This window comes from Citrobacter sp. Ce104 (assembly GCF_030334595.1).
In the GTDB taxonomy this organism is placed as follows: Bacteria; Pseudomonadota; Gammaproteobacteria; order Enterobacterales; family Enterobacteriaceae; genus Citrobacter; species Citrobacter europaeus.
Map to the genome: position 1 here is coordinate 41,903 of NZ_JAOWDP010000016.1, position 23,447 is coordinate 65,349.

23 protein-coding genes and 1 pseudogene are annotated in these 23,447 nt (G+C 51.9%); 14 read left to right on the top strand and 10 right to left on the bottom strand.

Annotated features, from left to right (window positions below; genetic code table 11):
* Positions 1-72: 72 nt before the first annotated feature.
* Positions 73-525 carry an acyltransferase gene (locus tag OGW16_RS01050; RefSeq protein WP_431021307.1) on the bottom strand — a complete coding sequence of 151 codons (453 nt, stop codon included), beginning with the start codon at positions 523-525 and terminating at the stop codon, positions 73-75.
* A gap of 13 nt (positions 526-538) precedes the next feature.
* A complete protein-coding gene (locus tag OGW16_RS01055; protein WP_199995171.1) occupies positions 539-1,048 on the bottom strand; it encodes a GNAT family N-acetyltransferase in 510 nt (169 codons plus the stop codon).
* Between the two features lie 139 nt (positions 1,049-1,187).
* Here OGW16_RS01055 and psiE point away from each other — a divergent pair, with 139 nt between their 5' ends.
* Complete coding sequence (gene psiE / locus OGW16_RS01060) at positions 1,188-1,598, top strand: phosphate-starvation-inducible protein PsiE (RefSeq protein WP_003031674.1); 411 nt, start codon at positions 1,188-1,190, stop codon at positions 1,596-1,598.
* 75 nt (positions 1,599-1,673) lie between these two features.
* Here the strand turns inward: psiE and nhaC are convergent, their stop codons facing one another.
* The 4 genes from nhaC to malF all read right to left on the bottom strand — a co-directional run bounded on the left by nhaC (position 1,674) and on the right by malF (position 7,047).
* On the bottom strand, positions 1,674-3,125 hold the full coding sequence (nhaC, locus tag OGW16_RS01065; protein ID WP_043018068.1) for a Na+/H+ antiporter NhaC: 1,452 nt from the start codon (positions 3,123-3,125) through the stop codon (positions 1,674-1,676).
* On the bottom strand, positions 3,118-4,296 hold the full coding sequence (locus OGW16_RS01070; RefSeq protein ID WP_286517584.1) for a MalY/PatB family protein: 1,179 nt from the start codon (positions 4,294-4,296) through the stop codon (positions 3,118-3,120). The genes nhaC and OGW16_RS01070 overlap by 8 nt, the downstream gene beginning before the upstream one ends.
* 301 nt (positions 4,297-4,597) lie before the next feature.
* Positions 4,598-5,488 carry a maltose ABC transporter permease MalG gene (gene malG, locus OGW16_RS01075; protein ID WP_043018069.1) on the bottom strand — a complete coding sequence of 297 codons (891 nt, stop codon included), beginning with the start codon at positions 5,486-5,488 and terminating at the stop codon, positions 4,598-4,600.
* A 14-nt stretch (positions 5,489-5,502) separates the two neighbouring features.
* The gene (malF, locus tag OGW16_RS01080) at positions 5,503-7,047 is read right to left on the bottom strand and encodes a maltose ABC transporter permease MalF (RefSeq protein WP_043018070.1); all 1,545 of its coding nucleotides are present in this window, start codon (positions 7,045-7,047) and stop codon (positions 5,503-5,505) included.
* Between the two features lie 40 nt (positions 7,048-7,087).
* Here malF and OGW16_RS26430 point away from each other — a divergent pair.
* Positions 7,088-7,162: pseudogene (locus OGW16_RS26430) on the top strand (hypothetical protein); the annotation flags it as partial.
* Between the two features lie 15 nt (positions 7,163-7,177).
* On the opposite strand, the gene malE reads toward OGW16_RS26430, so the two are convergent.
* Complete coding sequence (gene malE / locus OGW16_RS01085; RefSeq protein WP_043018071.1) at positions 7,178-8,368, bottom strand: maltose/maltodextrin ABC transporter substrate-binding protein MalE; 1,191 nt, start codon at positions 8,366-8,368, stop codon at positions 7,178-7,180.
* Positions 8,369-8,728: 360 nt separating this feature from the next.
* Between malE and malK the strand changes: the two genes are divergently transcribed.
* The 5 genes from malK (at position 8,729) to ubiA (ending at position 13,910) form a co-directional block, all read left to right on the top strand.
* Positions 8,729-9,838, top strand: a complete 1,110-nt coding sequence (gene malK / locus OGW16_RS01090) for a maltose/maltodextrin ABC transporter ATP-binding protein MalK (RefSeq protein ID WP_048215134.1) — start codon at positions 8,729-8,731, stop codon at positions 9,836-9,838.
* A gap of 91 nt (positions 9,839-9,929) precedes the next feature.
* Positions 9,930-11,285, top strand: coding sequence for a maltoporin (locus OGW16_RS01095; RefSeq protein WP_087051799.1), 1,356 nt, complete (start codon positions 9,930-9,932; stop codon positions 11,283-11,285).
* A 113-nt stretch (positions 11,286-11,398) separates the two neighbouring features.
* Positions 11,399-12,346 (top strand): maltose operon protein MalM, encoded by a 948-nt coding sequence (malM, locus tag OGW16_RS01100; protein WP_286517587.1) that lies wholly within the window; start codon positions 11,399-11,401, stop codon positions 12,344-12,346.
* A 180-nt stretch (positions 12,347-12,526) separates the two neighbouring features.
* Positions 12,527-13,024: a chorismate lyase gene (gene ubiC / locus OGW16_RS01105; RefSeq protein WP_286517589.1), complete on the top strand. Its 498-nt coding sequence runs from the start codon at positions 12,527-12,529 to the stop codon at positions 13,022-13,024.
* A 13-nt stretch (positions 13,025-13,037) separates the two neighbouring features.
* Positions 13,038-13,910, top strand: coding sequence for a 4-hydroxybenzoate octaprenyltransferase (gene ubiA / locus OGW16_RS01110; RefSeq protein ID WP_043018076.1), 873 nt, complete (start codon positions 13,038-13,040; stop codon positions 13,908-13,910).
* Positions 13,911-13,970: 60 nt separating this feature from the next.
* Here the strand turns inward: ubiA and plsB are convergent, their stop codons facing one another.
* Positions 13,971-16,391 carry a glycerol-3-phosphate 1-O-acyltransferase PlsB gene (plsB, locus tag OGW16_RS01115; protein ID WP_003826592.1) on the bottom strand — a complete coding sequence of 807 codons (2,421 nt, stop codon included), beginning with the start codon at positions 16,389-16,391 and terminating at the stop codon, positions 13,971-13,973.
* Positions 16,392-16,562: 171 nt separating this feature from the next.
* Between plsB and OGW16_RS01120 the strand changes: the two genes are divergently transcribed.
* From OGW16_RS01120 to OGW16_RS01135, 4 genes are all read left to right on the top strand, one after another.
* Positions 16,563-16,931, top strand: coding sequence for a diacylglycerol kinase (locus OGW16_RS01120; protein WP_003826594.1), 369 nt, complete (start codon positions 16,563-16,565; stop codon positions 16,929-16,931).
* Between the two features lie 109 nt (positions 16,932-17,040).
* Complete coding sequence (lexA, locus tag OGW16_RS01125) at positions 17,041-17,649, top strand: transcriptional repressor LexA (RefSeq protein ID WP_003826596.1); 609 nt, start codon at positions 17,041-17,043, stop codon at positions 17,647-17,649.
* A 132-nt stretch (positions 17,650-17,781) separates the two neighbouring features.
* Positions 17,782-19,101, top strand: a complete 1,320-nt coding sequence (dinF, locus tag OGW16_RS01130) for an MATE family efflux transporter DinF (RefSeq protein WP_047407213.1) — start codon at positions 17,782-17,784, stop codon at positions 19,099-19,101.
* Between the two features lie 136 nt (positions 19,102-19,237).
* Positions 19,238-19,447 (top strand): CsbD family protein, encoded by a 210-nt coding sequence (locus tag OGW16_RS01135; protein ID WP_003031706.1) that lies wholly within the window; start codon positions 19,238-19,240, stop codon positions 19,445-19,447.
* Between the two features lie 47 nt (positions 19,448-19,494).
* Here OGW16_RS01135 and zur read toward each other — a convergent pair whose 3' ends face one another.
* Positions 19,495-20,013 (bottom strand): zinc uptake transcriptional repressor Zur, encoded by a 519-nt coding sequence (zur, locus tag OGW16_RS01140; protein WP_003031709.1) that lies wholly within the window; start codon positions 20,011-20,013, stop codon positions 19,495-19,497.
* Between the two features lie 115 nt (positions 20,014-20,128).
* Here zur and OGW16_RS01145 point away from each other — a divergent pair, with 115 nt between their 5' ends.
* The 3 genes from OGW16_RS01145 (at position 20,129) to pspG (ending at position 22,098) form a co-directional block, all read left to right on the top strand.
* On the top strand, positions 20,129-20,617 hold the full coding sequence (locus tag OGW16_RS01145; RefSeq protein ID WP_043018078.1) for a cupin domain-containing protein: 489 nt from the start codon (positions 20,129-20,131) through the stop codon (positions 20,615-20,617).
* Between the two features lie 106 nt (positions 20,618-20,723).
* Positions 20,724-21,722, top strand: coding sequence for a tRNA dihydrouridine(20/20a) synthase DusA (dusA, locus tag OGW16_RS01150; RefSeq protein WP_003841361.1), 999 nt, complete (start codon positions 20,724-20,726; stop codon positions 21,720-21,722).
* 133 nt (positions 21,723-21,855) lie between these two features.
* Positions 21,856-22,098, top strand: a complete 243-nt coding sequence (gene pspG / locus OGW16_RS01155) for an envelope stress response protein PspG (protein ID WP_003031713.1) — start codon at positions 21,856-21,858, stop codon at positions 22,096-22,098.
* A 302-nt stretch (positions 22,099-22,400) separates the two neighbouring features.
* Here the strand turns inward: pspG and OGW16_RS01160 are convergent, their stop codons facing one another.
* A complete protein-coding gene (locus tag OGW16_RS01160) occupies positions 22,401-23,384 on the bottom strand; it encodes a quinone oxidoreductase (protein ID WP_043018510.1) in 984 nt (327 codons plus the stop codon).
* Positions 23,385-23,447 lie beyond the last annotated feature (63 nt).

Here is a 23,447-nt window from a genome sequence, read left to right on the forward strand (position 1 = left end):
GGTGCGCAGAGCTTACCGGGCCTACAGTACGGCAGTAGGCCGGATAAGGCATTTATGCCGCCCTCCGGCAATTTATAAACGACGCAATAATTTTGCCGGGTTGCCCGCGTACACACCTTTCTCGGTAATCGATTTGGTCACTACGCTTCCCGCGCCGATGACTGCGCCATCGCAGATAGTGACCGCCAGAATGGTCGCTCCACTGCCGATCGAAACATCGTCGCCAATGATAATTCTCCCCCAACTGTTGCGGTCAGCGTTGGGTTTTCCTCCGCGAAACATATCGTTGGCGAACATCACGCCATGACCGATAAAACAGCGGGCGCCCAGGGAGACATATTCGCAGATGAAGGTGTGCGACTGAATTTTGCTGTCTGCGCCAATCTGCGTATTGCCCTGGATTTCTACAAATGGTCCGACAAAGACGTTGTCACCCAATGTGCAGTCGTAGAGATTGGCGGGCTCATAAATCACCACGTTCTCACCGCAGGTAACGTTGCGGACAGCGGATTGACGAATATTCATCATTTATATCCTCTTAAATCTGCTTTTCCATAACGTACAAAATACTGGCCTGGGAGGCGGTAGTGAAAGCAGTTTCCTTCACAAGCGTCATCCCTTGCCGTTCATAGAACTCCCGTGCCTTAGGATTATCAGCCAGTACCTCAAGCCAGAGCCATTTTTCATCCTGCTCTTTGGCCTGGCGAATAACTTCGGCAAAAAGCTGCTCACCGTACTGCTTGCCCGTTGCATCTGGCATCAGGTAGATCTTATGTAGTAATGCCCCTGAATGCCCTTCTGGATCAATAGAGCGGCGGAGACTGTATTTGGCAAAGCCAACCGGCGCGTCGGCAAAGGCGATAAGCCAGAAGGTTCCGGGCTCGGCCAAACTGCTGGATATCGCTGGTAAGGAATATTCCTGCTCAAGATAAGCGTCGAGCTCGCTCGGGTTTTTCCACAAAGGCGCAAAGTGATGTCGATAGCTGATATAGCCCATTGCGCTTAGCAAGCTGGCATCGTCGACGGTTGCCATTTCAATCTTAAGCATTTCTATTCCGTTCAAGATGTTAGTGTCAGAAGCATTGTTGCACTATTATTGAGCTGCACAAAACATAAACAAAAAATGTAGATCTCTGTCACATTTTTGCGTTATACAGAAACCTCGTCACTGAACAGGAGGGGTCGTTATGACGTCGCTATCTCGTCCGCGCGTGGAGTTTATCTCCACCATCTTACAGACTGTGTTGAATCTGGGGCTGCTGAGTCTGGGCCTGATCCTGGTTGTATTCCTCGGGAAAGAAACGCTGCATCTGGCAGATGTGCTGTTCGCGCCGGAACAAACCAGCAAGTATGAGCTGGTGGAAGGGCTGGTGGTTTACTTCCTCTACTTTGAATTTATCGCCTTGATTGTGAAATACTTTCAGTCAGGGTTTCACTTTCCGCTGCGCTATTTTGTCTATATCGGGATCACCGCGATTGTGCGGTTGATCATTGTCGATCATAAAGCGCCGATGGATGTGCTGATCTATTCTGCGGCGATCCTGCTGCTGGTGATCACCCTGTGGTTGTGCAATTCCAAACGGCTGAAGCGAGAGTAACAGACAACACGCCGCAATCGGGCTGCGGCGTGTAGACGTGGTTAATGACTGGCGAATATCTTAATCAGGCCGATTCTATTTGCTTTCATTTACGGTTTCCATCATGAGCTGTTGCTGCTTTTCTTTGGACAAGCGAGCGATGCCAAAGCCAGTGAAACCCCATAGCGTCGCAAAGAAAATGCCACTCCAGCAGAGAATAGCCCACGGAAGATAGCTTAATGTAGCAACACCAAGCGTACCTGCCATGTAGGCACCTGCGGCAGTCCAGGGCAGAATCGGTTCAAATATGGTGGCAGAGTCTTCTACAGTCCTCGCCAGATTTTTTGGATGTAGCCCGCGCTCAATATAAGCACTTCGTAACATTTCAATCGGGATCAGGATTGAGATCTGACCATTACAGGTCACGCTAATCATTGTTAAGCCACAGGCAATAGTCGCAAGAATCATGGTTCCTGTGGAATGAACTAATTTGAGCAGATTATGGACGATGACTTCTAAAGCGCCGCTCAAGGCCAATGTTCCCGCGAATGAAAGGGCGCAGAAACAAATAAGCAACGTACTCATCATCGAGTTCATGCCACCGCGGTTGAGCAAATTACCTAATAGAGGATTAACATCTTTATCGGTAAGCATTGAAACGTTAAATCCGTCTACTGCGCTTTTTACAATGTCGTGTAGTGCGAAACCCTGAATGACGCTGGCGTTGATCATGGCTACCAGTGCCGAAACAAGCATAATTGGAATAGTTGGTTTCTTGGTAATCGAACCGTACAGGACAATGGCAATGGGGAGCAATAACAACAAATTAAAATGATAAATCCCCTTTAATCCCTCTGTAATTAGCTGAACTTTGTCGGGCACGGTTGAGCCGCCGAGATCGCCATTCATTCCATAGAGGGTCATAACAACGGCTGACAGAATCAATGAGGGAAGGGTTGTGTAAAGTAAATGAGCGATGTGTTCATAGAGATCTATCTGGGCCGCCATCGCGGCCAGGTTAGTGTCGCCAGAAAGGGGTGACAGTTTGTCCCCGAAATAAGCCCCCGCCACAATAGCGCCAGCAGTTGCTGCCAGATTAGCCTCCATTCCGATGGCCACACCCATAAATGCTACACCGACAGTGCCTGCCGATCCCCAGGATGTCCCTGTGCATACAGAGACGACGGCAGTAACGAGCAGGGCGGTCACATAGATCATTGAAGGATTTATCAGATTAAGGCCGTAATAAATCATCAGCGGAATAGTACCGCCTATCATCCATGTCCCAATCAGGAGGCCCACGCTGATCAAAATTAGCAGAGCAGGCATTGTTTTGGCGATTTTCTGCGATATTGATTCAAGGATTGCATTGTAGCCGTACCCCAACCGCTTAACTAACAGCGCAGCAATGACGGTTGAAAGAACCATTAATGGCTCAGGTGGCAGATCGAAAGCTGCATAGCCAACTCCCAGCAATAGAACCATCGCTAGTATTGGTAACAATGATTCCACCAGAGTTGGTGTTCTTGGAGTATTGTTATTATTCATGGAGGGAAACTCCTGTAGTGAAGGGTATGCTCTGATAAATCCGTTCAAATGCTTGTGTAAGAGTGGTTCTTGGCGTGGCGATGTTCACGCGGAAAAAACCAAGTCCTTCATCGCCAAAATCTGATCCCCAACTCATCTCAACACCAGCGAGGGAGACAAACCAATGGCGTAGTTGCTCTTCGCTGATGTTCATCGCTCGGTAGTCGATCCACAACATGTAAGTTCCACCACCAGAGGCGACAACCCAGTCTGGAAAATGAGCCTGGCAGAATGATTGAACCCAGCGCCTGTTTTCGGCCAAATAATCTTTTAATGCTGCTAACCAAGAATCGCCATGGCGGTAAGCACAGAGAAATGCAGGAACAGAGAAATAACCAGGATTATGGATACCTGCTGCAATAAGAGCTGATTTAAACTTTTCACGATACTTATCATTAGCAATAACAATATTGGCGATTTCAAGTCCGGCCATATTGAATGTTTTTGCTGGAGATGTACAAATAAACGAGTTTTGTGCAACGTATGAACTTATCGAAGAAATTATTTGATGTTGTTTTTTGGTGAAATTGAAGTCTGCATGAACATCATCGGAAATAATAAAAACATTATATTTCTCTGCTAATGAAGCTATTTTTCTCAGATTGTCTTCTGACCAGATTGTTCCTGTTGGATTATGCGGCGATATTAGAATAAAACAACAAGCCGTTTTGAACTTATCTTCGAGATCCGCAAAGTCTATTTCATAGCGGTGTTCACGATAAAGTAACGCACTTTCCAGCAATACTCTATGGTTGACTTCAACTGCATGGCTAATAGGATGATAGGCTGGGGCCAGGCTGACAATAGCATCTCCCGGCTGGGTAAAGTTCTGGATAAATAATGAGACGGCTTGTACCACTCGTGGGCAAAAAACAATGTGTTCAGGGTTGACCTTCCACGAGTAATGGCGTTGGTACCACTGTGCTGTTACTTGCTGCCAGTCATCACTTAATAATGTATAACCGTAGATACCTTTCTGATTTGCGACTGACAATTCAGAAACTATAAAATCAGCTACGGGGATATCCATATCAGCTACAGACAGAGGGATGATGTCACGCCCCTTGTTATTATATTTAGCGCTATAGGTTCCGTCGCGTGAAATAACTTTATCAAAATTATAAACTTTCATATTTGTTACTCGCCCGATTTTATCGTTAGGGTAATGTAATATTTCGAGAGTGGAAGTGTTATTCTGTATTTTGTTTTCGTCATTATGAAAATTTGCATATGTGATGCTTATCACAAAGATGTTAATTGTCTGTCAATAAAAATAATCCAGTGAGTGTAAACGTTTTACATCGCTTAAGCGTATGGAATTTACATAAAAAAAGGCGCTCCGTAGAGCGCCGAATAACAGTCACAGGTTGGGATAACATAAATTGAGGGTTGCAGTGGCATTGCCCGTTGCCGGGCGGTTACTTCGGTAAAACTTAACCTTTTACACCACCCGCCGTCAGGCCGTTGACCAGCCAGCGCTGCGCCAGCAGGAATACCAGAGTGATCGGAATGGCTGAAAGTACAGCTGCGGCGGCAAAGTCGCCCCACAAGTAGTTCTGTGGATTGAGGTACTGCTGCATACCTACCGCGAGGGTGTAGCTGTTCACATCACGCAGCAGCAGTGACGCGACCGGTACTTCGGTAATGGCGGCAATGAACGACAGAATAAACACGACCGCCAGAATCGGAACGGAAAGCGGTAACAGCACCAGGCGGAAAGCCTGCCACGGCGTAGCGCCATCCAGCGCGGCCGCTTCTTCCAGCGAACCGTCGATGGTTTCGAAATAGCCCTTAATCGTCCACACATGCAGCGCAATACCGCCGAGATAAGCAAAGATCACGCCGCCGTGAGTGTTCAGGCCGATAAACGGAATGTACTGGCCCAGGCGATCAAACAAAGCATACAACGCGACCAGAGACAGTACCGCCGGGAACATCTGGAAAATCAGCATCCCTTTCAGCAGGGTTGCTTTGCCCGGGAATCGCATACGGGCAAAGGCGTAAGCGCAGGTGGTGGAAAGCGTCACGATACCGATCGCAGTAATGGTGGCCACTTTCACCGAGTTCCACAGCCATAACAGCACCGGGAACGGCGGCGGGGTCACGCGGCCATCCGCGTGCTCAACGCTAAAGCCCAGCGCCAGTTTCCAGTGCTCCCAGGAGATGTTTTCCGGGATCAGGCTGCCGGTAGCAAAGTTACCTTCGCGCAGCGAGATAGCGATAACCATCAGCAGCGGGAACATGATCGCCGCGATAAAAATCAGCAGCCCTAAGTGCGTTGCGAATAAACGTAACTTTTGTGATTTCGGTTGGACCATAGCCATTGTCGTTATCTCCCTTAATCAAACTTCATACGTGTGGCTTTCAGGTTCACAATCGCCAGCGCGCCAACCAGCAGGAAGATCAGTGTGGCAATCGCCGCCGCCAGACCGAAGTCCTGACCACCGCCGCCTTCAAAGGCAATACGATAGGTGTAGCTCACGAGCAGGTCGGTATAACCGGCTGGCGTGGTGGTACCGAGCCTGTCCGGACCACCGTTGGTCAACAGTTGAATCAGCACGAAGTTGTTAAAGTTAAAGGCGAAGCTGGCGATCATCAGCGGCGTCAGGGGCTTGATCAGCAGCGGCAACGTAATCTTAAAGAAGTTCTGGAACGGACCTGCGCCATCCATCGCGGAGGCTTCGTACAGATCGTCAGGAATTGCTTTCAGCAGGCCCATGCACAGGATCATCATGTATGGATAGCCCAGCCAGGTGTTGACGATAATAATCATCGAACGCGCGGTGGTTGGGTCGCTGAACCAGGCCGGTTTGATGCCAAACAGCGCGCTCAGCATCATGTTAATTTCACCAAAGCTCTGGTTGAACAGCCCTTTGAAAATCAGAATCGAGATAAACGATGGCACGGCATACGGCAGAATCAGCAGGACGCGGTAAATCGCTTTGCCCTTCAGGGATTCCCACTGCACCAGACAGGCGAGCACCATGCCGACGGCCACGGTCAAAATAACGGTCAGTACCGAGAAGACCACCGTCCAGACGAAGATAGCGAAGAACGGTTTCTGGATGCCCTCGTCGGTAAAGACGCGGGTAAAATTATCCCAGCCAATAGTAACGGTGTAGCCCGGGCTAAGCTTGTCATCGCCCCAGTTACCGTCTGCATTCACCGACTGATAGAAACCAATGTCGTTGTTCGGACGATATTTTACACCGCTCTGGCTGTTGGTGAGCGTACCGTCATCAGCGAGCGCATAGAGTGGCTGCGTGCCGGAGAACTGGCGCAGTGAACTCATAATCACTTTGCTTTCATCCGGCAGGATGGCGGTCAATTGGGTTAATGCCTGGCGATTTTGCGTAATGATACGCAGCGTTGCACGCTCGCCCGCTGGCAGCGCTTCGGCTTCTTTCAACTGCAGTTTCTGTTCGCCGCCAAATTTAAAGGCGTCGGAGAGATAATTCTTGCCGGTTTCACCGTCGGTGAGGGCCAGTTGCCACTCATCACCCGCCGGATACAGGCCAAAATTGTAGGTTTTACCCGCCTGATAAGAACGATCCATCAGAACTTCCTGAGCGCGTTCAAAGGTCAGTTGGTTGGTGCTGCTGTAGTTGGTAAAGGCAATGGCGATCGTACAAATCAGCGGAAACAGGACAAACAGCCCCATACCGGCAACGCCTGGATAAACATAGCGCCAGGCATAGGCTTTACGGTTAGCAAAAATATACAGGCCAGCAGAGCTTAAAATCAGCGTCATGATGGCAAACAGGTACTCCCCCTGAGCGTACATCAAAACAACAAGGTAACCGACCAGCAGCCCAAGCAGACCCATCACTGACCATTTCAGCGTGTCGCTTTGCCACCAGTGTTTCTTTTTAATGACATCCATGGGGATCTTCCTCTACAACATTGAACATCTGTCGGCAAAAGTGCCTGATGGCGCTGCGCTTATCAGGCCTACGGTGAGTTGTAGGCCGGATAAGGCATTTATGCCGCCATCCGGCACGTGTGCTACAGCACTACTTGGTGATACGACCTTGTGCATCTTTCAGTGCGGCATCGACGGTCTGACGACCGCTGGCTGCGTTAATCACTGCGGTACGTACGGCATACCAGAATGCGGACATCTGTGGGATGTTCGGCATGATTTCGCCTTTCTGGGCGTTATCCATGGTGGCGGCGATGCGTGGGTCTTTTGCTAACTGATCCTGGAAGGATTTCAGCGCAACGGCGCCCAGTGGTTTGTCCTTGTTCACTTCCTCCAGACCCTGATCGGTCAGCAGGTAGTTTTCGAGGAACTCTTTCGCCAGTTCTTTGTTCGGGCTGGCGGCGTTGATACCCGCGCTCAGCACGCCAACAAACGGTTTAGACGGCTTGCCTTTGAAGGTTGGCAACAGCGCGACGCCGTAGTTGATTTTGCTCTTGTCGATGTTAGACCATGCCCACGGGCCGTTGATGGTCATCGCGGTATCGCCTTTGTTAAAGGCCGCTTCAGCGATGGAGTAATCGGTATCCGCGTTCATGTGTTTGTTCTTGATCAGGTCAACCAGGAAGGTCAGGCCCGCTTTCGCGCCAGCGTTATCCACGCCCACGTCTTTCACGTCGTACTTGCCGTTTTCAAACTTGAACGCGTAACCGCCGTCGGCGGCAATCAGCGGCCAGGTGAAGTACGGTTCTTGCAGGTTGAACATCAGCGCGGATTTACCTTTCGCCTTCAGTTCTTTATCCAGTGCAGGAATTTCTTCCCAGGTTTTCGGTGGATTTGGCACGAGGTCTTTGTTGTAAATCAGCGACAGCGCTTCAACCGCGATCGGGTAGGCAATTAGTTTGCCGTTATAGCGTACGGCATCCCAGGTGAACGGATAGAGCTTGTCCTGGAATGCTTTGTCAGGCGTTATTTCAGCCAGCAGGCCAGACTGAGCGTAGCCGCCAAAACGGTCATGCGCCCAGAAGATGATGTCCGGGCCGTCGCCGGTCGCAGCAACCTGCGGGAATTTCTCTTCCAGTTTGTCCGGGTGCTCAATGGTGACTTTGATCCCGGTGTCTTTCTCGAATTTTTTGCCCACTTCAGCGAGGCCGTTATAGCCTTTGTCGCCGTTAATCCAGATAACCAGCTTACCTTCTTCAATCTTGGCGAGAGCCGAGGCGGAAAACATCATCGTCGTTAATGCAGACAATGCGAGGATGCGTGCGCCAGTTTTGATTTTCATAGTTCCCATCCTGTTTGGTGATTTTGCAGAGGTGGCTTAACGGTTACTAGTTTCTTTATACGACAACCTCTTTCCATCCTCCTTACCCCTACGCCCCACCCGCTCTTTATGTGATCTGTGTTACATAAATGTGAGTATTGCGTACTGGCGCACATAAAAACCCACCGATTTTTGCAGGCTGCATCACGAAATTCCTCCGCTGCGTACGGCCCGGGTCTCAGACGCTGCTCTCTCATCCTCCCGCCTCCTCCCCCATAAAAAAGCCGGGGGGTGGAGGATTCACGCAGTCAAGGGATCACGCATAGTCAGCCCATCATGAATGTTGCTGTCGATGACAGGTTGTAACGAAGGGAGAAGGGCATGGCGAGCGTACAGCTGCGAAATGTAACGAAAGCCTGGGGTGACGTGGTGGTATCGAAAGATATCAATCTCGACATTCACGAAGGGGAATTCGTGGTGTTTGTCGGACCTTCAGGCTGCGGTAAGTCGACCTTGCTGCGTATGATTGCCGGACTTGAAACCATCACCAGTGGCGATCTGTTTATCGGGGAGACCCGGATGAACGACATTCCACCCGCCGAACGCGGTGTGGGCATGGTCTTTCAGTCCTATGCGTTGTATCCCCATTTATCTGTCGCGGAAAACATGTCGTTCGGCCTCAAACTGGCCGGAGCGAAAAAAGAGGTGATGAACCAGCGCGTGAACCAGGTCGCGGAAGTTCTGCAACTGGCGCACCTGCTGGAACGTAAACCGAAAGCACTTTCCGGCGGACAACGTCAGCGTGTGGCGATTGGCCGTACGCTGGTCGCCGAACCGCGCGTATTCCTGCTGGATGAACCCCTGTCGAACCTGGACGCCGCACTGCGCGTGCAGATGCGTATTGAAATTTCCCGCCTGCATAAACGTCTTGGCCGCACGATGATTTACGTCACCCACGATCAGGTCGAAGCGATGACGCTGGCCGACAAAATTGTGGTGCTGGATGCCGGTCGCGTAGCGCAGGTCGGTAAGCCCCTGGAGCTGTATCACTACCCGGCGGACCGCTTTGTAGCGGGCTTCATTGGTTCGCCGAAGATGAACTTCCTGCCGGTGAAAGTCACGGCAACGGCCATCGATCAAGTGCAGGTTGAGCTGCCCAACCGCCAGCAAATCTGGCTACCGGTAGACAGCCATGCGGTGCAGGTTGGCGCCAACATGTCTTTAGGTATCCGCCCGGAACATCTGCTGCCCAGCGATATCGCCGATGTCACCCTCGAAGGTGAAGTGCAGGTGGTCGAGCAGTTGGGTCACGAAACACAAATTCATATCCAGATCCCCGCCATCCGTCAAAACCTGGTTTACCGCCAGAACGACGTGGTGTTGGTAGAAGAGGGTGCCACATTCGCTATCGGCCTGCCGCCAGAGCGTTGCCATCTGTTCCGTGAGGATGGCACTGCATGTCGTCGGTTGCACCAGGAGCCGGGCGTTTAAGGTCCCCATAAAAAAACGAAACGCAAAACCATTCGCAGTTGCAGAAGGTGGCAGCGTTTAAAGAAAAGCAATGATCTCAGGAGATAGAACGATGATTACTCTGCGCAAACTCCCTCTGGCGGTTGCTGTGGCAGCAGGCATTATGTCTGTTCAGGCAATGGCCGTGGACTTCCATGGTTATGCTCGTTCCGGTATTGGCTGGACGGGTAGTGGCGGTGAACAACAATGTTTCCAGGCAACAGGTGCACAAAGTAAATACCGTCTTGGTAACGAATGTGAAACTTATGCGGAAATCAAATTAGGCCAGGAAGTGTGGAAAGAGGGCGATAAGAGCTTCTACTTCGACACCAACGTTGCCTACTCCGTTGCACAGCAGAATGACTGGGAAGCGACCGATCCTGCTTTCCGCGAAGCCAACGTGCAGGGTAAAAACCTGATTGAATGGCTGCCAGGCTCCACTATCTGGGCCGGTAAGCGTTTCTATCAGCGTCATGACGTCCACATGATCGACTTCTACTACTGGGATATTTCAGGTCCTGGCGCTGGTATTGAAAACATCGATCTGGGCTTCGGTAAACTGTCTCTGGCGGCCACCCGTTCTCAGGAAGCTGGGGGGTCTTATACCTTCAGTAGCCAGAATATCTACGACACCTCTAAAGATACCGCGAACGACGTATTTGACGTACGTTTAGCGCAGATGGCTACTAACCCTGACGGTATGCTGGAACTGGGTGTGGACTATGGCCGCGCGAATAAAACCGACGGTTACAGCTACGCGGATGACGCAACGAAAGATGGTTGGATGTTCACCGCAGAACACACCCAAAGTATGCTGAAAGGCTATAACAAATTTGTTGTTCAGTACGCGACTGACGCCATGACAACGCAAGGTAAGGGCGGCTCGCAGGGGACTTACGGCTCTACCTTCGATACTCAGGTATCTCCAGATGCACCTGTCATCCATCATGTTGACAACAACATCAATAACAATGGTAGCCTGGTACGCGTACTTGACCATGGTGCAATCTCTCTGGGCGACAAGTGGGACCTGATGTACGTCGGTATGTATCAGAACATCGACCTGGATAACGACCTGGGTACCGAATGGTACACCGTGGGTATCCGTCCGATGTACAAATGGACGCCGATCATGAGCACCTTGCTGGAAGTCGGTTACGACAACGTTAAATCACAGCAGACCAGCGATCGCAACAGCCAGTACAAAATCACCCTGGCGCAACAATGGCAGGCTGGCGACAGCATCTGGTCTCGCCCGGCAATCCGCGTCTTCGCAACCTATGCCAAATGGGATGAAGAGTGGGGTTACGTGAAAAATGGCGACAAAGTTTCTAAATATGCCGCCGCAACTAACTCTGGTATCAGCACCACCAGCCGTGGCGACAGCGATGAGTGGTCCTTCGGTGCCCAGATGGAAATCTGGTGGTAATCCAGCACTAACCTGACGTAAAGACCGAAAGAGGGGCGCAAGCCCCTCTTGATTACGGTTTAGCGCGCTATTGCCTGGCCACCGCTGAACCCATGCTATCTGAGGTGATAACAATGAAAATGAAGAAAAGTCTCGTTGCCCTTTGTTTATCTGCAGGGTTATTTGCCAGCGCGCCTGGCATCAGCCTGGCCGATGTTAATATTGTTCCGCAGAACACCACCGCGGCCCCAACAATCCCCACTGCCGCGCTGCAACAGTTGACCTGGACGCCGGTTGATCAATCCAAAACCCAATCGACACAGCTTGCGACAGCGGGACAGCGTCTGGACATTGCCGGTATTAGCGGCCCGGTTGCCGCCTACAGCGTACCGGCGAACATTGGTGAACTGACCCTGACACTGAGCAGTGAAGTCAACAAACAAACCAGCGTATTTGCGCCAAACGTCTTAATTCTTGATCAGAACATGACGCCATCTGCGTTCTTCCCTAGCAGTTACTTTACCTACCAGGCACCGGGTGTGATGAGTGCCGATCGTCTGGAAGGGGTCATGCGCCTGACGCCTGCGCTGGGCCAGCAAAAACTGTATGTTCTGGTCTTTACTACTGATAAAGATCTCCAGCAGACCACAACCCTGCTTGACCCGGCAAAAGCCTATGCCAAGGGGGTAGGTAACGCTGTTCCGGATATTCCGGACCCGATTGCCCGCCACACCACCGACGGTCTGCTGCATCTGAAAGTTAAAACCAGCTCCTCCTCCAGCGTTCTGGTCGGGCCGCTGTTTGGCTCGTCCGGCCCTGGTCCTGTTACGGTTGGTAATACCGCCGCACCAGCGGTGGCTTATGCAGCTCCGGCAGCAGCAGTTGCCGCACCTGCGCCGCAGCCGGTGAAGAAAAGTGAACCGATGCTGAACGACACGGAAAGCTATTTTAATCAGGCGATTAAGGATGCAGTTGCAAAAGGCGATGTTGATAAAGCGCTGAAGCTGCTTGATGAAGCGGAACGTCTGGGATCCAAATCTGCCCGATCCACCTTTATCAGCAGTGTAAAAGGCAAGGGGTAAACATCTCCCCACATTGTTGATTTTGCAACAACTGGTGCGTCTCCTGGCGCACCTTTTTTTATCCTTCGGTGCTAATTGTTACACTTATGTTGCCCTACCGATCACTTAATTGTGTTTGCTCACCCCGTAATGCCTTTTCTGCGATACAATGCCTTCAGGTTATAAATCGGAGAGTAAGGCATGCCACACCCTGCGTTAACGCAACTGCGTGCGCTGCGTTATTTTGATGCGATCCCGGCGCTGGACGCCCAACTGCTCGACTGGTTGTTACTGGAAGATTCCATGACTACACGTTTTGAGCAGCAGGGAAAACAGGTCACCGTCACGTTGATTCGCGAAGAATTCGTTGGGCAAAATGAGGTGTCTGAAGAGCTGCTGCTGCTGCCTGAAGAGCCCCGCTATTGGTTACGTGAAATCCTGTTATGCGCGGATGGTGAACCCTGGCTTGCCGGACGGACCGTAGTGCCTGAATCAACCTTGTGCGGTCCTGAACTGGCCTTACAAAACCTGGGGAAAACCCCGCTCGGACGCTACCTGTTTACGTCATCAACATTGACCCGAGATTTTATTGAGATTGGCCGCGATGCAGCGCTGTGGGGGCGTCGTTCCCGCCTGCGGCTGAGCGGTAAGCCGCTGATGCTTACCGAGCTTTTTCTGCCTGCATCGCCGTTGTACTGAGAGGAAGATAAAGATGGAGTGGAGTCTGACGCAGAATAAGCTGTTGGCGTTTCACCGCTTGATGCGTACGGATAAGCCAATCGGCGCCTTACTACTGCTCTGGCCTACGCTGTGGGCATTGTGGGTGGCGACCCCGGGCATGCCGCAACTGTGGATCCTGGCGGTTTTTGTTGCCGGAGTATGGTTAATGCGCGCCGCCGGATGCGTGGTGAATGATTATGCCGACAGGAAATTTGACGGACACGTTAAACGCACCGCAAATCGACCGCTGCCGAGCGGGGCCGTAACCGAGAAAGAAGCCCGAACGCTGTTCATCGTATTGGTGCTGCTGGCCTTCCTGCTGGTTTTAACACTCAACACGATGACCATATTGTTATCCGTTGCGGCGTTAGCATTGGCGTGGGTTTACCCCTTTATGAAGCGCTATACGCATCTGCCGCAGGTGGTGCTGGGGGCGGCGTTTGGCTGGTCGATCCCGATGGCGTTTGCCGCCGTGAGCGAATCCGTACCGCTGAGCTGCTGGCTGATGTTCCTCGCCAATATCCTCTGGGCAGTGGCCTATGATACGCAATATGCCATGGTTGACCGGGATGATGACCTGAAGATAGGCATTAAATCGACCGCGATTCTGTTTGGTAAGAACGACAAGCTGATTATCGGTGTTTTGCAGGTTGGCGTGCTGGTGTTGATGGCGCTGGTGGGTTGGCTAAACGGGTTAGGGCTGGGTTATTACTGGTCTCTGCTGGTGGCGGGCGCGCTGTTTGTCTATCAGCAGAAACTGATCGTCAATCGCGAACGTGATGCCTGTTTTAAAGCGTTTATGAACAATAATTACGTCGGTCTGGTGTTGTTCTTAGGACTGGCGATGAGCTACTGGCATTTTTGAGTTTGGTCTAGTCTGCAAAATAAAAAACCGGTCAGTTCATTCCGACCGGTTTTTTTATGCTTACTCGCCTTGTGTAGCGCTCTCGATGGTCAGACGCACATCTGACGTGACCAGTTCGGCCAGCATCTGATAGATCTTCATCGTCTCTTCCGGTTCGGCATCTCCGGTGTCGCTGATGAATCCCTCGTCACGCAGCGTCAGCACCAGGGAGCTGAACACGGCTTTATCGAAGAATTCCGGCGCGTTAATGCCGTGCAGCACGGAGAGGCGTTGCGCCACGGTGCGGCTCTCTTTCTCCAGCGTACCACGGTTGATCGACGGATTGGCGCTCAGCAACCAGAAGGTAATGGCGTAGCGTTGCAACGTCTCGCGAGCGCCTGCCGCCAGCAGCTGTAGCGTACGGGAGCGGGCCGGATTGATATGCAGTTCGTCATCGGTCAGGGTGATAAGTCCCTGGCGCTGCATTTCGCTGGCCAGTTCGTCAATCACTCCGGCAAGTTCATCACGCTCCCAGCGTAAGAACAGCTCCGCTTTCAGCATCGGATACAGCGCATCAATATGCTGCTGTAGCGCGGCGCGTGAAATACGACGATGCTGAGTCACGATGGCTGCCATCAACGAAGGCAGAACCAGCATATGCGCAATGTTGTTGCGGTAGTAGGTCATCAATACCGCCTGCTCGCGCGGCAAAATGATGATGTCGCCGATGGTGTCTTTCTCGACCTCAAACTTGTTCATCTGCAAGGCGTGATCGATCAATTCACTGGCGCTCTGCGCAGGAACTGTAGCATCTGCCGCGTACGGCACATTGCGTAGCAGGCTGAGATAGCAGTCAAGCTGCTCGGTCAGCTGTTCACGGGTCAGAGAGCGCTGGCGGGAAGCCAGTAACGCAGTACAGCACAGGTTCATGGCGTTGGCCGCGCCTGCGTTGTTAATGCGCACCATTAGATCGGCGGCAATGTTATTCACCGTCGGCGTTAGCCAGGCTGGGCGGATAGACTCGATAGGATCAATCGATTCACGCCACTCCGGCACGTGCTGGTTAAGGTAAGTCATCAACGGCATTGGTTCACCAAAGTTGACATAGCCCTGGCCCAGATTACGCAGCTTGCTTAAGCCACGCAGCATTTGCGGCAGACTCTCTTTTTCTTTCGTCGCGCCACGCAGCTCTTTGGCGTAGGTGCCTACTTCCATTACGTGCTCATAGCCGATGTAGATCGGTACGAGGGTAATCGGACGCGTTCCGCCACGCAGCATCGCCTGAATAGTCATCGACAGCGTGCCGGTTTTCGGGTCGAGCAAACGACCGGTACGTGAACGGCCACCTTCGACAAAATATTCAACCGAGTAGCCGCGGCTGAACAGTTCGCCCAGGTATTCGCGGAAAACGGTGGAATAGAGCTTGTTACCCTTGAAGGTACGACGAATAAAGAATGCGCCCAGACGGCGGAAAATCGGACCCGCTGGCCAGAAGTTCAGGTTGATACCGGCAGCGATGTGCGGCGGAACCAGACCCTGGTGGTACAGAACGTATGACAGCAGCATATAGTCCATATGGCTGCGGTGGCACGGGACATACACGATTTCGTGCCCATCGTGCGCCAGTTGACGGACACGCTCCGCATTGTGAACGTTAATCCCCTGATACAGCCGGTTCCAGGTAAAGCCCAGAATACGGTCGGTCAGACGGATCATCTCGTAGGAGAAGTTGGCGGCAATCTCTTCCATCAGCGCAATGGCGTTTTGCTGCGCTTTTTCGTGGGAGATTTTTTTACTGCGCGCTTCGTCTTCTACCGCGCGAGCGATAGCTTTTGAGGCCAGCAGCTTATTAAACAGGTCCTGGCGGGCAGGGAGGCGCGGGCCAACTGCGGCCAGACGCTGACGAGCAAAGTGCATGCGCGCCACGCGAGCCAGCTTCTGAGCAATGATCTTATCCGTACCGTGTTCATCCGCCATGCGACGCAAGGAGACTGACGGGGAGAAGCGGACAAAACTGTCGCGTCCCAGCCAGGACACAGCAAAGAATTTCTGTACACCGTTCAGCATGCGCAGCGGTGGATTGACTTCGCCTTTTTCACGCCCTGGCGCACGGCCAAACATCACCGAAACCGGCACCATCTGCACATCCAGGTCTGGATTGCTGCGATGCAGGTCGAGATAGTTATGGAACAGCTTGATGGACTCTTCTTTCGGCGTGTAATAGGTGAACACACGCGGGCCGCCGTGAATAAACACGTAGCGCGGCAGCAGAGTTCCGTCTATCTCCAGCGGTTCCAGGGGATCGGGGAGATCGTGCACCAGACATTGGGCACGCAGCGTCAGCAAGTCTGCTTTTGAATTGTACGGTAAGACGTACATAATGGGACGAGAAGTATCGAGTCCCAATTCCGGGGCAGGTTCTGCCGGAATAGACTTGCTTTTTACCAGGACGCTTAATGGTAAATTCAGTAATTTGTAGTAAATTCGTGGCCAGCCGGACATAAACGATGTAAAGCCTCTGGTTAATAATGCAAATGCGCTGCAAGGATATCAGAAAGTTTAGTTAATTTCTGTGGTATCCCGTCATACTTCGCGCTGCTTTGCCACACCCTGAAACAAACGGGGTAACGTTACAATGACATTGACGCTAATAATGTAAAAAGGTTCTTTTTGATGGCCAATAATACCACTGGATTCACCCGAATTATCAAAGCTGCAGGCTATTCCTGGAAAGGTTTTCGCGCCGCATGGATCAATGAGGCGGCATTCCGTCAGGAAAGCGTTGCCGTCCTGTTGGGCGTAGCCATCGCCTGCTGGCTGGACGTCGATGCCATTACCCGCGTGCTGTTGATTGGTTCCGTGATGCTGGTGATGATCGTTGAAATCCTCAACAGTGCGATTGAGGCGGTGGTTGACCGTATTGGCTCTGAGTATCACGAACTTTCCGGTCGGGCAAAAGATATGGGGTCGGCGGCGGTATTGCTGTCTATTTTTGTCGCTCTGATCACCTGGGGCATCCTGTTGTGGTCGCATTTGCGATAAAGATTCCACAACTGCATAAATCTCCTGTTTTTTGTGCAGTTTGCGGTTCCAAAATCACCTTTAGCTGTATATACTCACAGCATAACTGTATATACACCCAGGGGGCGGAATGAAAGCGTTAACGGCCAGGCAGCAAGAGGTGTTTGATCTCATTAGGGATCACATCAGCCAGACAGGTATGCCACCGACGCGTGCGGAGATCGCGCAGCGTTTGGGGTTCCGTTCCCCAAACGCTGCTGAAGAACATCTGAAAGCGCTGGCGCGTAAAGGGGTGCTGGAAATTGTATCCGGTGCATCGCGCGGTATTCGACTGCTGCAGGAAGAAGAAGAAGGGTTACCGCTTGTTGGGCGTGTGGCTGCAGGTGAGCCACTGCTGGCGCAGCAGCACATCGAAGGCCACTACCAGGTCGATCCTTCACTGTTCAAACCGAACGCCGATTTTCTGCTGCGCGTTAGTGGTATGTCGATGAAAGATATCGGTATTATGGACGGTGATTTACTCGCTGTGCATAAAACACAGGACGTGCGTAACGGTCAGGTCGTTGTTGCCCGTATCGATGACGAAGTCACCGTTAAGCGCCTGAAAAAACAGGGCAACAAGGTTGAACTCTTGCCAGAAAACAGCGAATTTAAACCCATCGTTGTCGACCTGCGTGAGCAAAATTTCACTATCGAAGGACTGGCGGTAGGCGTTATTCGTAACGGTGAATGGCTGTAATTTTCTGTTAATGCCCTGTAGGCCGGATAAGACGTTTATGTCGCCATCCGGCAACGTGCCCGATGGCGCTGCGCTTGTTGGGCATGGACAACATTTTTTTCAGTACCTCTAACTTCTTCCAGGCTCTCCTGTATGCCTTTCTTTACCTCTTCTGATAAAGCACTCTGGCACCTCGCCTTACCGATGATCTTTTCCAATATCACCGTTCCCCTGCTGGGACTGGTGGATACCGCTGTGATTGGTCATCTGGATAGCCCAGTCTATCTTGGCGGCGTTGCGGTTGGCGCCACGGCGACCAGTTTTCTCTTTATGTTGCTGCTTTTCCTGCGCATGAGTACCACAGGTCTTACCGCGCAGGCATTTGGCGCGAAAAATCCGCAGGCGCTGGCGCGCGCGCTGGTGCAGCCGCTAATGCTGGCGCTGGGAGCGGGGCTGCTTATCGCACTGTTTCGTACACCGATTATCGATCTGGCTCTGCATATTGTCGGGGGAAGTGAAGCGGTACTGGAGCAGGCCCGACGTTTCCTGGAAATTCGCTGGTTAAGCGCACCCGCGTCTCTGGCGAATCTGGTGCTGCTCGGCTGGCTGCTTGGCGTTCAGTATGCGCGTGCGCCGGTTATCCTGTTGATTGTCGGTAATATTCTCAACATCGTACTCGATTTATGGCTGGTGATGGGCCTGCATATGAACGTGCAGGGAGCGGCGCTGGCGACGGTGATTGCCGAATATGCCACCCTGCTGATTGGCCTGATGATGGTACGTAAAGTCCTGCATATACGTGGCATTTCACTGGCAATGCTGAAGCAGGCGTGGCGTGGCAACTTCCGTCGTTTGTTGGCGCTCAACCGCGACATCATGCTGCGCTCGCTGCTGCTACAACTCTGTTTTGGCGCTATCACGGTGCTGGGTGCGCGTCTGGGAGGCGATATCATTGCGGTTAATGCCGTTCTGATGACCTTGCTGACTTTTACCGCCTACGCGCTGGACGGATTTGCCTATGCCGTGGAAGCGCATTCGGGTCAGGCCTATGGGGCGCGAGATGGTAGCCAGTTGCTGGATGTCTGGCGGGCGGCCTGTCGACAGTCCGGTATTGTGGCTATTTTGTTTTCGCTGGTTTATGCCCTGTTTGGCGAGCAGATTGTGGCGCTGCTGACATCGCTGCCGCAGATCCAACTGCTGGCCGATCGCTATCTCTTCTGGCAGGTGGTTTTGCCGCTGGTGGGGGTGTGGTGTTATCTGCTCGACGGGATGTTTATTGGCGCGACGCGGGCTGCAGAAATGCGTAACAGTATGGCCGTTGCCGCAGCGGGATTCGCATTAACGCTGCTCGCTTTACCGTGGCTTGGAAATCATGGTTTGTGGCTGGCATTAAGCGTTTTCCTCACGTTGCGTGGGCTTTCACTGGCCATTATCTGGCGACGCCACTGGCGTAATGGAACCTGGTTCGCCTGAGCAGGATGGTTAAAAATTCCGAATAGTAAATAAAACCCAGAATCCCTGACTACACTTATTCTCACGTCCAGCAAAAACAGCATGTGTCTGGACATGGCACTCTCGCTATTCACAACCTAACGATGAGGACTTGATGATGAATAAAGACGAAGTCGGCGGCAACTGGAAGCAGTTTAAAGGTAAAGTGAAAGAGCAATGGGGCAAACTGACCGATGATGATATGACGGTCATTGAAGGTAAACGTGACCAACTGGTCGGTAAAGTCCAGGAGCGTTACGGTTACGCGAAAGATCAGGCGGAAAAAGAAGTTAATGATTGGGAAAAACGTAATGATTACCGCTGGTAATTAACCCCTCCCTCCTGAGAGTACAAGGATGTACGCTCTCCCCTTATCTAGCGCCCAACTTTCTTCTTCACCTGAATCGTATGGTCATGCTGGCATTCGCCAGGATGACGGCATGACTCAACCTCCACACAGGCCGGGCACAGCCCGTGGGCTTCAATAACGTTATGCCGCAGGGCAAAGCCCATTTTTGCCGCCAGCGTATGCATGATGTCTTCCACGCCTTCCGCACACTCTTCTTTTACCACGCCACAGCGATCGCAAATGAACATTGCGGAACTGTGGGTTGGCTGATCGAACAGGTGGCAAAGCACATAGCTGTTGGTGGATTCCACCTTATGCACAAACCCTTGTTCCAGCAGAAAGTCGAGCGCACGATACACGGTCGGCGGTTTCGCCTGTGGCTCGGTTTCCCGCAGCAGGTCAAGCAGGTCATAGGCGCTAATTGCGCCTTCCTGCAGGCTCATCAGGCGCAGCACTTCGAGGCGTTGTGGCGTAAGTCGCACGTTGCGTTGCGCACAGAGTTTTTCAGCTTGAGCCAATAACTCCTGCGTAGTGGTTTTGTCCATTTGGCGCCTCGATTTGCGTGGAAGGTTAATCCCTTACTTTAACATGTTCTGCTTAAAACGCCGAGATCCACCGTGGTGTGCTATACCTGACGCATCGCAATACTGGAAAATAAACATGAAAAGACCCGATTGTATTCGCCACTGGCGAGAAGTTGAGGGGGCTGATGACGCCACTTATCCCGACAGCAATGAGTTGTTTTCGATTGGCGCGCCGCTTGCCCGCAAGCTCGGGTTAGGGCGGCTCGGTATTCATCATGAACGCCTGCCGCCGGGGCGGCGCACGTCGTACCCGCACGCTGAAAGCGATGAGGAAGAGTTTATCTATGTGCTGGAAGGATATCCTGAGGCCTGGATTAACGGTTATTTATGGAAGCTGGAACCGGGCGACAGCGTTGGTTTCCCGGCGGGCACCGGCGTGTGTCACACCTTTATCAATAACACCAGTGAAGAGGTGCGTCTGCTGGTCGTAGGTGAAGCGAATAAAAAACATAACCGCATATATTACCCGCTTAACCCTGTCTATGCGGCTACGCGCGAGGATCGCTGGGTCGACCATCCGCCGCAGTTTTTTGGCTCTCATGACGGAAAACCCGGGCGTAAATAGCGCGCGTGGGGGCTACGGAGGGATAACCGCGAGGATGTGGCTCACTATCGTAACGGTCTATGCTATAGTAGCGCCCCTTTTTTAACCGGATGCTTGAATATTCGCCATGCTGCCTGAATCTCAGTCTACCGCTTTTCCCGCTCATCGTTTTTCTATCGCGCCGATGCTCGACTGGACGGACAGACACTGTCGCTACTTTTTGCGCTTACTGTCCAGCCAGACGCTGCTCTATACGGAGATGGTAACTACCGGCGCGATCATTCATGGTAAAGGCGATTATCTGGCGTATAGCGAAGAAGAGCACCCAGTAGCATTACAATTGGGTGGGAGCGATCCGGCAGCACTGGCGCAGTGTGCGAAGCTCGCTGAACAGCGGGGCTATGACGAAATTAACCTCAACGTGGGTTGTCCTTCCGACCGCGTACAGAATGGCATGTTTGGCGCCTGTCTGATGGGGAATGCACAACTGGTCGCCGATTGCGTCAAAGCAATGCGCGACGTGGTGTCGATACCGGTTACGGTGAAAACGCGTATTGGTATTGATGATCAGGACAGCTACGAATTCCTGTGCGATTTCATCAACACGGTATCTGGCAACGGCGAATGTGAGATGTTTATTATTCACGCCCGCAAGGCCTGGCTATCCGGGTTAAGCCCGAAAGAAAACCGCGAGATCCCACCGCTGGATTACGACCGCGTTTATCAGCTAAAGCGTGATTTCCCGCATCTGACGATGTCGATTAACGGCGGCATTAAATCGCTGGAAGAAGCAAAAATTCATCTGCAACATATGGATGGCGTGATGGTGGGGCGTGAAGCTTACCAAAACCCAGGTATTCTGGCGTCCGTTGACCGTGAGATTTTTGCTGCTGCCACCGAAGATGCCGATCCGGTTGCCGTGGTGCGCGCCATGTACCCGTATATTGAGCGTGAACTGAGTAAGGGAACCTATCTGGGGCATGTGACGCGCCATATGCTGGGGCTGTTTCAGGGGATTCCAGGGGCCCGTCAGTGGCGTCGCTATCTGAGCGAAAATGCGCATAAAGCTGGGGCAGATATTAACGTTCTGGAACATGCGCTGAAGCTGGTCGCTGACAAGCGTTAAGTTTTCGCCAAAAGTTAGTTAATTTCACCACGCCCTGCACTTTGTCGCGGGGCGTTTTCTTTATAAATCAATATATTAATTTTGGCATGTTTCTTGTAAAGCTATGGAGAGTACTTCATTTCGGGAGAGAGCCATGCTGGAACTACTTTTTGTGATTGGATTTTTTATCATGCTGATGGTCACCGGCGTATCTTTGCTGGGTGTGTTGGCCGCATTGGTGGTAGCTACGGCAGTGATGTTTTTAGGCGGACTATTTGCCTTGATGATTAAACTGCTTCCCTGGCTGCTGCTGGCCGTTGCCGTGGTGTGGGTTATCAAGGCGATAAAAGCGCCAAAAGTCCCACAGTATCAGCGCAATAACCGCCGATTTTACTAAGGTATTGAGCGGTGCGTCACAACCTGCAACATTGCCTTTAGAACCAAATAGGAATTGATTATCAAATCTGTCACTATTGCCAGGTTAACGAATTCATCGAGCTGTACCCTACATACAGCCGAACTAAAAAAAGAAAGGGCTTCCTGCGGGAAGCCCTAATTCTTTCTTTCCCCGTCATAATTCAAACTCCAGGTGTGTTGGCTGCTTTCATTCACCCCAGTCACTTACTCCAGTAAGCTCCTCGGGATTCATTCTATTGCCGCCTTACTGTAGCTTGAATTATTTAGGGGAAAGCGATGGCGTTACGGAATGAGTAAACTCGATCCCTGCGTGGCGCGACTTTCCAGCACTTCATGGGCACGCTGTGCGTCGTGCAGCGCAAATGTCTGACCAGGTGCGACATCCACTTTTATTACCCCACTGGCAATCAATGAGAAAAGCTCATTACTGGCTTCGGTTAATTCGTTGTGGTTGGTGATGTAACCCTGCAGAGAGGGACGGGTCACGTACAGCGAACCTTTCTGATTCAGAATCCCTAAATTTACACCGGTCACTGGTCCGGACGCGTTGCCAAAACTGACCATCAGTCCGCGGCGCTGCAGACAATCCAACGAGGCTTCCCAGGTATCTTTCCCCACCGAGTCATACACCACCCGCACTTTTTTTCCGCCAGTTATCTCTTTTACTCGCTCAGCAATGCTCTCTTCACGATAGTTAATGACCTGCCATGCGCCGGCCTGCAGCGCAATTTGCGCTTTTTGCGCACTGCCGACGGTTCCAATCAGCTTCGCACCTAATGCTTTTGCCCACTGGCAGGCAATCATACCGACGCCGCCCGCAGCAGCATGGAACAAAAACGGTTCATCAGGCTGAATTTCATAGGTTTTACGTAACAGATAAAATACGGTAAGCCCTTTAAGAAATGAGGCGGCGGCTTGTTCAAACGAGATAGCGTTAGGCAGGATGGCGGCTTTATCAGCCGGAACGTTATGCACTGAGCTGTAGGCGCCCAGGGGGGACTGAGCGTAAACCACGCGATCGCCGGCTTTAATGTGCGTCACGTTGCTACCGACTTTGCTGACCACGCCTGCGGCTTCGGTTCCCAGACCGCTGGGCAGAGAAGGCGGTGGATAAAGACCACTGCGGATGTAGGTATCGATATAGTTGATCCCAATCGCTTTGTTCTCGACCTGGATTTCGTTTTCCGCCGGGTCTACGGGCGTAAACTCCACAGCCTTGAGTACATCAGGGCCACCATGCTTGTGAAATTCAATACGTGTTGCCATGCTTCCTCCAAAAGAAATGTGGTAATCTTTCGACCCAATCATTATCTCGGTAACTCCATTCAC